Source organism: Undibacterium sp. Ji83W, assembly GCF_049340385.1.
In the GTDB taxonomy this organism is placed as follows: domain Bacteria; phylum Pseudomonadota; class Gammaproteobacteria; order Burkholderiales; family Burkholderiaceae_D; genus Undibacterium.
The window spans coordinates 12,460-25,904 of the sequence record NZ_JBMPOZ010000019.1 but is presented as its reverse complement, the minus strand read 5'-3'; the positions used below and the strand labels follow the sequence as shown (position 1 = coordinate 25,904).

9 protein-coding genes are annotated in these 13,445 nt (G+C 50.1%); 1 reads left to right on the top strand and 8 read right to left on the bottom strand.

Annotated features, from left to right (window positions below; genetic code table 11):
• Positions 1–66: 66 nt before the first annotated feature.
• The 8 genes from ACO0LD_RS24130 to ACO0LD_RS24095 all read right to left on the bottom strand — a co-directional run bounded on the left by ACO0LD_RS24130 (position 67) and on the right by ACO0LD_RS24095 (position 11,507).
• Complete coding sequence (locus ACO0LD_RS24130; RefSeq protein ID WP_423010729.1) at positions 67–675, bottom strand: hypothetical protein; 609 nt, start codon at positions 673–675, stop codon at positions 67–69.
• 118 nt (positions 676–793) lie between these two features.
• Positions 794–3,310: a diguanylate cyclase domain-containing protein gene (locus tag ACO0LD_RS24125; protein ID WP_423010728.1), complete on the bottom strand. Its 2,517-nt coding sequence runs from the start codon at positions 3,308–3,310 to the stop codon at positions 794–796.
• Positions 3,311–3,671: 361 nt separating this feature from the next.
• Positions 3,672–4,277, bottom strand: coding sequence for a response regulator transcription factor (locus tag ACO0LD_RS24120; RefSeq protein ID WP_423010727.1), 606 nt, complete (start codon positions 4,275–4,277; stop codon positions 3,672–3,674).
• Positions 4,274–5,389: a sensor histidine kinase gene (locus ACO0LD_RS24115; RefSeq protein WP_423010726.1), complete on the bottom strand. Its 1,116-nt coding sequence runs from the start codon at positions 5,387–5,389 to the stop codon at positions 4,274–4,276. The genes ACO0LD_RS24120 and ACO0LD_RS24115 overlap by 4 nt, the downstream gene beginning before the upstream one ends.
• A gap of 303 nt (positions 5,390–5,692) precedes the next feature.
• A complete protein-coding gene (locus ACO0LD_RS24110) occupies positions 5,693–7,513 on the bottom strand; it encodes a CIA30 family protein (RefSeq protein ID WP_423010725.1) in 1,821 nt (606 codons plus the stop codon).
• Positions 7,514–7,702: 189 nt separating this feature from the next.
• Positions 7,703–9,559, bottom strand: a complete 1,857-nt coding sequence (gene sppA / locus ACO0LD_RS24105) for a signal peptide peptidase SppA (protein ID WP_423010724.1) — start codon at positions 9,557–9,559, stop codon at positions 7,703–7,705.
• Between the two features lie 33 nt (positions 9,560–9,592).
• Positions 9,593–10,606: a S1/P1 nuclease gene (locus tag ACO0LD_RS24100; RefSeq protein ID WP_423010723.1), complete on the bottom strand. Its 1,014-nt coding sequence runs from the start codon at positions 10,604–10,606 to the stop codon at positions 9,593–9,595.
• 154 nt (positions 10,607–10,760) lie between these two features.
• On the bottom strand, positions 10,761–11,507 hold the full coding sequence (locus tag ACO0LD_RS24095) for a hypothetical protein (RefSeq protein ID WP_423010722.1): 747 nt from the start codon (positions 11,505–11,507) through the stop codon (positions 10,761–10,763).
• A 217-nt stretch (positions 11,508–11,724) separates the two neighbouring features.
• Here ACO0LD_RS24095 and ACO0LD_RS24090 point away from each other — a divergent pair, with 217 nt between their 5' ends.
• Complete coding sequence (locus ACO0LD_RS24090; RefSeq protein WP_423010721.1) at positions 11,725–13,401, top strand: peptide chain release factor 3; 1,677 nt, start codon at positions 11,725–11,727, stop codon at positions 13,399–13,401.
• Positions 13,402–13,445: the final 44 nt, after the last annotated feature.

The window sequence follows — 13,445 nt, the reverse complement described above, 5'->3', positions numbered from 1 at the left end:
AGCTCTTATTGCGAAAGAAATTATCGCTATTGTAGCCTGTTTGCTTTGGGGCTTAATTGCGGGGCCTTATTCACTCTTGACTGCTTGCTCCTCGGCCTGGTCTGGCTGGATATAACATGTAGCTGGTAGTGCACTGGGCTTTATTTTGTAAAGATAAGTTGCTGCCGAAGCCTGGGTGCCTGGCTTTGATCTTATAGTCTTGAAATAACGTCTTCTCAAGTCGGCATTGGCACGCAGATTCAGTGGGATATCTTTCAGGAGTAGCAGCGGATTGGCAACAATGGGTGCAAAGTCCTCGCCAGGGCGATACTTGGAAAAAGCAAAACCCAAGCGTTTTACATAGAGCGGAAACATGGCTTTGCTTTCTTCCATGCCGCAAGCCAGTAATACAGCAATGGCCTGGTGCCGGGCAGATGCCTTCCATTTGCTGCTCTCGTAATAATACAAACCGGCATCATCATAATTTTCTATGGTGCGCCAGCTGGTTTCTGGCAAATGATGGGTCAGTCTGAGTGCGGCTGCATTGAGCTGCAAAGCCTTTTTTTGATTATGGTCTTTTTCAAATGCACTCATGGCGGCATTGCGCAGCTTGTCAGCTTTAATTTCCAGTTGTGTCGTTGCTGCATGGCAAAGCAAGGGGAGACCAAGTACAAGGAAAAGTAAGGCTTTTCTCATGGTGAATTTCTTTTCAAGATGGGTATTTCAGTATTATACGACTTGCAGATAGGGCGCAAGCCATTGTTGGGGCGGGCGGTAAGAGCAGCAGCTATAGCGAATGGTCGTCAGCCGAGCCTTAGATGCTCCAGCGATTTTTACCGCTATGTTTGGCTCTGTACATGGCATTGTCAGCACGGCGCAGCAAGTCGTCCAGATCTGATTCTTCATTCCCATTTTCATGGATAGCCAGACCTATGCTGGTGGTAATACTGATCTGATGCTCGCCCAGTGAAAAACGGTCTTGCATGGATTTGATGATTTTTTCTGCTACTTCGCGCGTATCGCGTTCAGGATTGTTCAAGCCTTCCAGAATGATGGTGAATTCATCACCGGCAAGACGAGCGACGGAATCGGTTTTGCGTACGGCCAGGCATAGACGATTGCCAAACTCCTTGAGCAATTCATCGCCCGTATGATGGCCCATCGTGTCGTTGACGCTCTTGAAACCATCCAGATCAAGAAACATCACTGCCAGTGCACTGCGAGTGCGGCTGGCACGCAGCATTGCACTTGATAGCCTGTCCATGAACAGGGCGCGATTGGGCAGGCCGGTCAGCACGTCATACTGTGCCAGGAAGATCAATTTTTCTTCGAATTGCTTGCGTTCGGTAATGTCCCTGACTACCCCTGCAAAAATCCTGCGCGTATCGAACCGGATTTCACTGACCGTCAATTCCAGCGTGAATTGTGTTCCATCCTTGCGCAGCCCGGGTAATTCAATTTTGGGGCGACCTATGATCTTGCTTTCTCCGGTTTGCAGATAATGTTGCATGCCTTGTTGATGGGCTTGCCGCATGTCGACTGGCATCAGGATCTGCAGGCTTTGTCCTATCACTTCATCTGGCTGGTAACCGAAAATCATGGCGGCGGCGTTGTTGAATGACTCTATATTGCCTTTGTCATTGATCGTCATGATGCCTTCGCCCACACTGCTGAAAACCGTGCTCATTTCCAATTGCTGCTCTTTTGCATGATTCTCGGAATCTGTCAGGCGTTTGGTCAATGGCTTGATCTGGGAGCGCATCAGTATCACGCCCATAGCCAGTATGAACAGCAATGCTGGCACTACGGATTTTAATTGTGCACGTATGGCGGCATATAACTCGGTAGTGTCTTGCTTGACCACCAGCCCCAGGTTTTTGTGAAGAGGGGTGAAGGCCGCCATGACGTTATGGCCTTTATAGTCCAGGGTAGCAATCAGGCCGGTCTTGCCATCAATGGCAAAACTCATGGGCAGGGGCTGGCCGGCAATATTGATTTTGCTGATCGTATAGCTCTTGCTTTGCCGTGCTGATGGCAGACAGGTAAGGGTGTTGCCAGTGTCTGCGCAAAATGCTATTTCACCAGTGTCGCCAAGACCTTTCAAGTCAAATAGCTGCGCTTGTATGAGTGGCAAGCGCTGATTGAGGTGCAGGCGTGCGAAGGCGATATTATCTTTCCTTAAAGCTGTGTTTGTATGCAGCGTGAGTTCGGTATCCCATTCCAGTTCAGAAATGAGATCATCAGTATTCGCCATGAGCAGCATGGTGCTGGTAGGGACATTTTTTTCGCCCACATGCAAGAGTACTTTGCCGTCAAGAGTGACGATGCCTGCACTGCGCACAGCAAGGGTTCTCATGCTGAGCAATTCTGACTGGATTTCTGCCAGGGCAGCTTTATTTTGCGGTTCAAGAGCCAGCTTATACGCCGGGGCCAGCAAATGCGTATTGTTGACTATGCGTTCATTGCTGTTCAGTGCCTGTGTCAACTCCGTATGGATTAAATTGCGCTGATTATCCAGTTTGAACTGGAGTTTTTCGCGCAAAGAATCTTCCAGTATTGCTTGTTGAAACACGAAGCCAGTCAGACCTGCAGTCAGGGTCGCAATGCATAAAATTGCCGTGCTCATAAAACTGATTTTTTCATCGAGCTGAAAAAATCGTTGCATATGACGGCTGTTGGCGTGATGCCAGTTGGTCCATAATGCGACGCCTATGGCAATCATGCCTATTGCAGTATGGATTGCCATGCGGGCAGAACGTGCCCAGCCAAATAATTGATCAGGGGATAGCAGGTAACCAATTAATCCTGTCAGGCCGATTCCCAGGATGAAAAAAATCAGGATTTGAAAGCAGAGTTCTTTTGCCCGGTTATCAATACGGTTCAATAAAAATAAACCGACACCTGTGCACATGAAGCCAAGTGCTGTATTTGGTGCCAGTCGTCCGGGGCGAATATTTCCATCATGTAGCCAGGCGTGCAAAAATCCCCAGTCTATGTGCAGATTAATATCGAAAAGATGCTCGATTAAAACCAGGCCACACAAACTAAAAAGCAGGATACCGACACTGGACTGTATGAGCTTGAGCTGTTTTTGTAATAATCCAGGGAGCGCTAAAGCCAGACCAGCGAGCGCAAAACAGAGCGCCGTATTGAATACCATTGCCACAAAACCGACACGTATTTCTACCATGGACCGGACTTGCAACAACCAGCCACCCATGACGATCAGTCCAAGTGCCAGCAGCGCGAGTCCGAGAAACGTCGACAGGGATAATATTGGAGGAAATGCCTTAAAAGTATCGCCTCGTGATTTTTGTGTAATTTTATTCACTTGGTTTTTGCTGTTCTTACATTAAAAGCGTATTTTTGCGTATCTGCTTTTAATTCATACTAGCCCATTTTTTGCCTAAACTAGCAAAGTTCACAATGGTTAAAACAGCGCGATCTTAATGCTTATGTCCATGTGGGCGAATAGAGACGGTGAGGGGCATGGAAAACATGCGTACATGTTCTTTTAACCAGGATTTTTGTTAACCTGATTATCATATGGATAAGGCGGGTGGTGGTGCTCAGCGGGCATTCCTGACAAATGCCGCGGCATCAAAATGTATGCGGCATGCTATTTTCATATTGCTACGTAATTGACAATGGCAGGCACGAGAACGGTATTCTCCTTGCTTATACTCTTCGTTTTACAGCCAACCCTGATCGCGCGCCAGACGGTATGCGTCTACGCGATTTTTTGCTTGCAGTTTGCTGATCGCTTCTGACAGATAATTGCGCACGGTACCTTCGGACAGATGCATGAGCTTGGCAATTTCTGCACTGCTGGACCCTGTGCCTGCAAGGCGCAGGACTTGACGCTCGCGTTCACTCAAGGGATCTTGTTCGCCGCCCCAGCTTTCCATTGCCAACTCTGGCGCAATGGCGCGGCCACCACCATGGACTGTGCGTATGGCTGCCGCCAGCGTGTCGGCTGGTGCGTCCTTGAGCATATAGCCGCGCACGCCGCTGGCCATGGCACGGCGCAGATAACCACTGCGGGCAAAGGTGGTCAGGACGATGACTTTGCTGGTCAGTTTTTTTTCTGCAATGGCTGCCGCCAGTTCCAGCCCTGACATGATGGGCATTTCTATATCGGTGACGAGTATGTCTGGCAGTTTTTCCTCACACATTGCCAATGCTTCCTGGCCATTTTTTGCCAGGGCGATGACTTGCAAGTCGTCTTCCAGGCCCAGCAGGGCGGCCAGCGCACCCGATACCAGGGCCTGATCTTCGGCGATGATGATGCGTATCATGCTTCTTCTTTCATGGGCAAACATAATTCCAAATGTAATCCTGTCGTGCCAGTTGATGTGCTTACCTGCAAGCTGCCACCCAGCGTTTGTACACGCTCGCTCATGCCATTCAAACCGCTGCCTTTGCGCACAGCACCCGATTTTCCGGCGACGCCATTGTCGCTGATTTTTAGTACGACATGCGTATCTAGCCGATAAAGCCTGATATGGCATTGGCTGGCCTGGGCGTGCCGTATGATATTCGTGATAGCTTCCCTCACTGCCAGCGCGAGGACATTTTCCTGTGCAGAAGGTATGGTAAATTGTCCAATATCGCTGATCAAAGTGACTTGAGCAGCATCCAGGGTATTTTTTGCTGATTGCAATTCATGACCCAAGCCTGTGGCACGATAACCAATCACGGCAGCGCGTACTTCTGCCAGCGCTTGCCTTGCCGTGTGTTCTATATCATTGATTTCTTTTTTGCAGGCCTCTGGATTTCTATCCAGCAGTTTGCCTGCCAATTCGGCTTTCAGGGTAATCACTGAGAGGGTATGGCCCAGCAAGTCATGCAAATCTCTGGCGATGCGCTCGCGTTCAGCCAGGGCAGCCAGATATTCAACTTCTTCCTGTTTCTTGAGCAGGTTTTCATTACTGCGTGCCAGCCGCTCACCGATAATGGCACCAACGCCGCTGGGTATGCTGAAGATAAGTGCCGGTATCCAGAAATAAGATTCCAGCCTCATCAGCACACTGGCGATGACGATCACGATGCCGATAGCACTTAAGCTCACATAGGCCCTGCGTGTATCAGGCAAGCGCGAACACATGGTGGCGGCAAATATGCAAAAGGTGGAACCACCATAATTGTAAGGTGCCCAGATAATGCCAAAGCCGCAAATCAACACTATGCAGATATAAATACGCCAGTCGGAATACCAGAAGCTATAAAAGTAAAAAGGCAGGAACATCAGGAAGCTTAATGCCAGATACATCAGTTCCTTGCTGGTGGGTGCTACGTACAAATACTTCCAGCCAAAAATAGCAAAAGAGAGTAGCCAGAAATAAGGTGCTTTGCCATAACGAGCAGGCACCCAGGGGAAAGATAGTCTTGATAGTAATGATGTAGTCACGGCTTTGCCCTGAGTGTACTTAGAACTCATTTCATAAATACGGATGAGATGCGTTTGTCTCATAACGTGGGCTGGCAAGGAGGACGAGGCAGTCAATAGCGGTGCTATTGATAACGAGTCCAACGCAGTCCAGCGCGCGTTATGAGACAAACCCTCCGGGAACTGACGATTTGGGCGCATTGCAGCGTTGTGCCGCTTGCTAAGGCAGACGCCTTAGCTTCGCGTCACGCCTTGCACTGCATCCCAAATCGTCTTGTTCGCACTCACCCCTATTTGTGAAATGAGTTCTAGATAAATGCAGCATTATTCCTTTAAAAGGCGGATGTCGGCAATTTCAAAATGAAATTCTCCCGTTTGTGGCCCGGCATTGAAGGCGAGGATGGTAATAATGCTAGGGTCCATACCCTTGAATTTAGTGAAAGGGATAGAAACTTCCTGCCATTCTGTGCTGGTTTTGAACTTGACTGACACAGGGATAAAGCTGCCTTGCACACTGATCCCCACGCTATAGTCTTTTCCATCACCTTTGACGCGGAATTTCAGTGTGTTGGCATTACTCAGATTGACCGCTTCCATAGGGGTATTGCCGGGAAAGAAAGCCACGCCTGCCCATGGATAAGCAAAGCCGGGATTGATACTGCCTGCTATCGAAAGCGCATTCGCAGGTGCATCTGCGTCCTTGCCAGGCTCAAGGAGTTGCAGTGTAACAGTGGATTTTCCACCCATGGGAGCATCGTTGGATGGATACCAGCCTGCACCAAAAGGGCTGGCGAGTTTGTCTTTGCTGAACAGGCCTATGCGCCCATCCGCAGGGATGTCTACCAGCAAATTCTTTTGTGTTTTTTGTTTCGCGACTTCTTGTTGTTTTTGTTCGCGCTGTGCAGTCACGCGCTCACCGTCCTTCCACACTTCAACGATATTGCGGGTGTTGGTAATATCTTTGTCGGGCTCACCTTCGACCAGCAGGAGGTCGGCTTTGTAACCATTGGTGATGCGGCCTCTGTCCTTGAGCCTGAATGCCGAGGCAGGTACTGATGTGGCGGCGGCCAATGCTGCGGCAGGGCTTAAACCAGCCTCAACCAGAGCAGCAAGTTCATGATGCAGGCTGATGCCATACTGGGTGCCAGAATTGCCTGCATCCGTACCCGCCAGGATGGGGACGCCAGCCGCATGCATGGCGGCCGTCATCATCTTTGGTACTTTCAGAAAATCAGGGTCTTGCTTGGAACCATAAGGCGTATTCAGCGGCTGCATTTGCGATTTGCTGAGCACGCTGGTCATGCGCTTGTCGTTCAATACATCCTGTTCTTTCACCCCGGCCATGCTTTCCAGTACCGCAAAAGTGGGGATGATGAAAGCATGTTTGCTTTTCGCACTGTTGACGAGATCGCGTAAATCCTTGTCACTGATTTGTTTGTCGTTAAATAAATGGACCAGGCCATCTACACCTGCTGCCAGCGCATCCCGCGCTTCTTTCAACGTGCCTATATGGGCAACAGCCAGTTTGTTGCGCACGTGTGCCGCCTTGACCAGCGCTTTGACTGTGGCTGTGTCCAGACTGTTGAAGGGACGCTTGTCATTGCCATGTTCAATGACAATCTTGATGAAGTGTGAACCTTCGGCAATGCGGGCATCCACCCAGGCTTGAGCCTCTTCTGGTTTTGTCAGCGTTGGTATGGGCATGCCATACTCGGTGCCATGACCACCGGGAGCGGTTGCCAGTATGCCAGCAGAAATGATGTCGGCACGGTCACGGTTGTCGCCTTTGCGCATCTTTTCATTGATTGCCTGTAGCAATGCGACATTGCTGAACATATCGATTTGCGTAGTCACACCGTATAGCAGTGGTAGTTCCTGGTCCTGGTAAGCATGTACATGCGCGTCGATCAGGCCAGGCAACAGTGTACGGCCTTTGCCATTGATGATGGTAATGTCGGCGGCAGGCTTGCCGGAGAAATTACTATCCTGGATTTTGCCATCGACGATGAGGACATTTTTATCTGCCAGGATTTTTTGGCCATCAAATACCCGTACATGTTCGATCAGAAAACTTGCCGCCGTTGCCGGGGAGTGGATGCTGCCAGTGCAAACAGCCAGTGCGATAGCGAGAGTGGTTTTGTACATGAATAACTCCTTGTTGATGTATGTCGCCATCTTGCCCTGTCTTGCATTGTTAGCACAGAAGCAAATGCCATCAGTTTGATGTGACATTTGTCATATAGGTGTTTGTCCAATTTACTTGCTGCGCCAATAAAAAAAATCCCGCAACGTGTGCGGGATTTGTGCGGGATTTATAAGGTGAATGCAATCAGTCTAGGGCGCAGTACACAGACAATGCGTCAATGCCGTAAAGCCTTTACCTTCTTTATTGACTTCTGCCAGCCAGCTCAGGTCTTTCAGGACCTGGCTTGCAGCAGCGGGTGGCAAGCCCGTTGGTACGACTGCGAGTTTGAAATTGTCATGCAATACCCTGGCGGCAGTGGCATCAAAGATACTCAGGAGGCGGTCTATCTTCGATGGTTCACGTTCGATATAGCTGATGCGGTAATCAGCACCCAGCTTGGCGCGGGTAGATGCTGATTTAAGTGCATCACCAAAATTGCCTATGGTATCAACCAGACCTCTTTCCTTCGCTTGTATGCCAGTCCAGACACGACCCTGGGCAACTTCATTGATTTTCTCAGGTGTGGTTTTACGTGCTGCCGCGGCCTTGGAAGTGAAGTCTGCATAGGTATGGTCTATGCTGCTTTGCAAGACCTGGGCAAAACGTGCATTGAATGGACGTAAGGGATTGAAAGGATCGGCCAGCCATGTGGTTGGTGAGCCTGCTGTATGTACACCCAGTTTGTCGGCAGCCTTGTCGGCGGATGGCAAAATGGCGATGACACCGATGGAGCCGGTAATCGTGGCTTCATCTGCAATCACTTCATCGGCAGCCATGGATATCCAGTAACCACCTGATGCAGCGACGTCACCCATCGAGACCACAACGGGTTTGCCGGCCTTGCGCGTCAGTTCCAGTTCCCTGCGTATCAGTTCAGAACCAAAAGCACTGCCGCCTGGCGAATCAACGCGCAGGACGAGGGCTTTGATGCTGTCATCTTCCCTGGCTTTGCGTATCATTTGCGATGTTGACAAACCACCGATAGAGCCCGGAGGTGCAACGCCTTCGCTGATTTCACCTGCTGCCACAATAACGCCGACCGCATCACCAAAGGCCTTGGTTTTTACTCTGGCCAGGTAGTCATCAAAAGAAATCTGACGGAAGGTTTTGATCTGCTCATCTTTGATGCCGCGCTTGAGCATGATTTCACGCAGTTCATCACGGGTTTTCAGCCCATCAACCAGCTTGGTATTGAGAGCCAGTTTGGCGATGTCCCCACCTGCAGCAACCAGCAGTTTACTCAGGTCATTGATGCCACGCATGATGTCGCCTTCAGGCAGCTTGCGGGCTTTTTCTACGTCGGTAGTATAGGTTTTCCACAAGCCACTGTATAAAAAGCTTTCTGCTTCGGCGGCTTCTTTTGAGGGACCATTGGCAACATAGGGTTCGCCAAAGCTTTTGAAGTTACCAGCCTTGAGTACATTCACGGTGACGCCAACTTTGTCCAGGGCATCGCGATAATAATTACGATATTTGCCAAAGCCGGTGATCATTACAGTGCCCATAGGGTGCAGGTAGACTTCATTCGCATGTGACGCCAGATAGTATTGACGCTGGTCAAAGCTGGAACCCCAGGCCACCACGGTTTTGCCGCGGGCTTTGAAGCGGTCGATTGCTGTTGCAACTTCACGCAGGCTAGCCAGGCCGGCTCCACCCATCTCATCCAGCAGCAAGACTGCACTGCTGATCTGTGGGTCTTTGGCAGCCTGATCCAGTACTGCCAAAACGTCACGTAATTGCGTGGTTCGCTTTGTGTCGCCCCTTGCCTCTGCCAGCAAGGCTTCGCGCGGGCTGCTGTCATGTTGCTCGACCAGCGTGCCTTTCAGGTTCAGTATCAGGGCAGTTTTGTTTTCTATCTTTTTTACCCCGCTACTGAAAATATTAACGATGATAATGATCAGGATAGCCAGGATCAGCAAGTTGAAAAATACCCGGCGGCTGAAGTCCAGCGCATTCCAGAGGTATTTGAAACCTGTTCCTATCCAGCGTAGTGGGGTAAAAGCCATAGCAAATTTTCCTAATGTGACAATAGAACTGAATTATTCAGGCCAGATGGTTTTTAACAACTGGGCCAGATGAGCACCAGCACGTGCCAGCGCGTCTTCTTTCATGTTCAGCATGGTTTTTTCATATTCGAGTGGTAAAGCGATAGACCAGCTATTACCCTTTTGGTTCGGTGTACTTTTACTGAATTGTGTACCGGCAAACAAAACTTTAGCATCACGGATGGCATCATTGGCCCACAAGACTGGCAATTCATCAATCGCGCCACTGCTCGGTGATACAGCTTTTGCCTTTTTGGTCAGCGCATCATTCATGCGGCCACGTTTGAATTGCTGCGGCAGGTCATCCCACATGGAATGCAGATTGCCACATGGGCATTGCAGTGCATTGCCGCCTACTGTATTGCTGCCCCGGTCATATTGACCTTCATCAGGATTGATGATCTGGCCATCAGCGTTCAGGAAGATGGAGCCTACATGCAGGGGTTGATGCAAGTCGCCGACATAATGGGTCAGTAACATCAAGGCTTCCTGCTTGTCTTTGAAGTTGAAGGGGGCTGGTTGAGGCTTGCCCTGTAAGACCATGACAGCAGCACGGATGGCATACACGACATCATGGTCGCTGGTGCCTACATAGCCCAGTTTGTATTGATCATGTTGCAAGGCCACGTCTGCATAGTGATATTGCTTGTGGCAGTTCTCTTCATCAGCGGCCGGGTTGCAATTGGTGTTGTTGCGTTTTACATAGTCGGCCATGGCGGCAATGCCTGCTGCCGTCTCGAAAGACGCACATTCAGGGTAGCGGCCAGTGGAGGTATAGGAAAAATCCTTGTCCGGTGCGATACCTTTGACGCAATCGCCCCATACAGCGATTTTTTCCAGGGTATTGTCACCCAGCAGGGCTTTGACCTGGGCACCCGCTTTGCTGCCAGCCAGCAGGTTCTCGGCAATCGCACCTACCGTCTGGTGACCATCGGCCCCCCAGGCAAAACTCAGTTGTGGCAAGCTGGCCAGTGCCAGCATGAAAGCGGATATCAGTAACTTTTTCATAGGAATGTCAGAAAGAAATAATCAATAAGGAGTAATCAATACCAAAGCTAGTGGTCGATATGGTAATTAAGATGGTAGTTAAGATGGTAAGCCGCAAAGATGACGAGGATATAGCAAACCAGCTAAATTGTGTGCAGATCAGAGATTGTGCAGATCAGAATGCATATTGCAGGCGCATGCTGAACACGCTCGCATGGCGGGTATTGAGCTTGCCCATGACATAGGAAGCTTCATACTTGATGGCTTGTTTGCTATCTGAGGCATTGCCCAGTCTGAAGCTGCCAGAAATCATCGGGCCAGCACGGTGAGATTGCCTGCCTCTTGCTGACCAGTTATCCCAGTCACCCAGCTCACCAAAGCCCTGCAGGCCAAATTCCAGCTCTGGCCGCAGACGGTACTTGCCTTGCCACTGGTATTTCATTTGCATGCGGCTTGCTGGCGTGACGCGGTAAGTCCTTTCCAGAAACACATTGGCATTCGCCTGTACCCGGCCAAACTCAGTCTGCATGGCCGGGCCAAATTCAAAATCTACCCCCCGGCTGCTGTCGGTATCTTTGTTTAAACTGGTATGCAGAGCCAGATCAACTGGGTATTGCCCATGGGTAAGCAAGAAATCGTTTTGCCAGGTCCAGGCGTTATTTGACAGCGAACTTGCACCACGTCTTGCCCAACTGGCATAGATTTCAGTGTACCAGGTCTTGTTGGGCATATAGCTGATACCCAGTTCTGGCACGGTTGAAGTTGCCCGGCCTTCAGGAAAAGAAGACCATGATTTAAAATCTATGGTCTTTTCACCCTCATTTTCATAGATACTGACCAGATAATAGCCAGAACCTGCCTGTACAGGCATGGTCACGAATACGCAAAGAGAAAATGTTGCTGTAAGAGCAAATTTCTTCATGGGGAGCTAAGCTATTGTAGATATCGGCATTTCCATATCATGGCATTGCCATGGGAAAGTGCAAGAAAATCTCTGAGGAATTGTTATTTCCTTCATTTTCCGTGAGGTGAGCCGCAATTTGCCATTGTCTTGACGGTGCTTGCATTCGACTTCAACCCCAATACCAGCTAAACTTGCGTGTTTTCCTTCCATTTTTGCGGCATCAGTAATGAACACCATGAACACATCCCCAGACGATAGCCCAGAATCCGATCACGAGCTAGCCACAGAATCGACTACGGTCAGCACGCCATCGAAAGATCTGATCAGCCGCGAAGTGGCGCGTCGCCGTACCTTTGGCATTATTTCCCATCCGGATGCGGGTAAAACCACGCTGACAGAAAAGCTGCTGATGTTCTCGGGCGCAATTCAACTGGCTGGTACAGTCAAGGCGCGCAAGAGTGGCCGCCATGCTACTTCCGACTGGATGGAGATAGAAAAGCAGCGCGGCATCTCGGTGGCGTCCTCTGTCATGCAGTTTGAATATCTCGACCACGTAGTCAACCTGCTTGATACTCCTGGTCACCAGGACTTTTCTGAAGATACCTACCGCGTGTTGACAGCTGTGGATTCTGCCCTGATGGTGATCGATGCGGCCAAAGGTGTGGAAGAGCAGACTATCAAGCTGCTCAACGTTTGCCGCATGCGCAATACGCCCATCATCACCTTCGTCAACAAGATGGACCGCGAAACCCGCGACCCGCTGGAATTGCTGGATGAACTGGAATCGGTACTGAAGATACAGTGCGCACCAGTAACCTGGCCTATTGGCATGGGCAAGACTTTCCGTGGTGTGTACCACATCCTGAAAGACGAGATTTTGCTGTTCACGCCAGGTAGCGAACGTGCAGACCAGGAATTTGAAGTCATCAAGGGCATCGATAATCCGCGTCTGGTAGAAATGTTCCCGCTGGAAATCGAACAACTGAAGATGGAAGTTGAACTGGTGCATGGCGCATCCCACCCATTTAGTCTGGAAGACTTTTTGGCTGGTGTGCAGACGCCGGTATTCTTTGGCTCTGCCATCAATAACTTCGGCGTGCGTGAAATTTTGAATGCCTTGCTGGACTGGGCACCGGCACCGCGTGAACGTGATGCGACTATCCGTTCAGTCGAGCCAAAGGAAGTGCCGTTCTCTGGCTTTATTTTCAAAATCCAGGCAAATATGGATCCGGCCCACCGTGACCGTATTGCCTTCCTGCGCGTGTGTTCCGGTCGTTTTGAACGCGGCATGAAGCTCAAGCATTTGCGTCTGAATCGCGAGATCAAGGTATCTTCTGTCGTGACCTTCATGGCATCTTCACGTGAACAGGTGGAAGAGGCTTACGCTGGCGACATCATCGGCCTGCCCAACCATGGCAATATGCAGATAGGTGACAGCTTCTCAGAGGGCGAATTGCTGCAATTTACTGGCATCCCTTATTTTGCGCCTGACTTTTTCCGTACAGCACGTATCCTGAACCCGCTGAAGATCAAGCAATTGCAAAAAGGCTTGCAGCAATTGGGCGAAGAGGGCGCGGTACAGGTATTCAAGCCTGTCGTCAGCAGTGACCTGGTACTGGGTGCGGTTGGTGTCTTGCAGTTTGAGGTGGTGGCCAGCCGTCTTAAAAATGAATATGGCGTTGACGCCGTATTTGAAGGCACCAGCATCAGTAGCGCACGCTGGATCAGTTGTGAAGACAAGAAAATCCTGGCCGACTTTGAACGCTCCAGCGCCGGTGGCAATATTGCCTACGATGCTGCAGGCAATATGGCTTACCTGGCGACATCAGGGGTGAACCTGAAGTTGACGCAAGAACGTTGGCCTGGTGTAACTTTCCATGCCACGCGGGAACATGCGGCGAAACTTGGCTAAATAAGTTAGCTAAATAAGTCAAACCGAGCAAGCAAGCGGCTGAC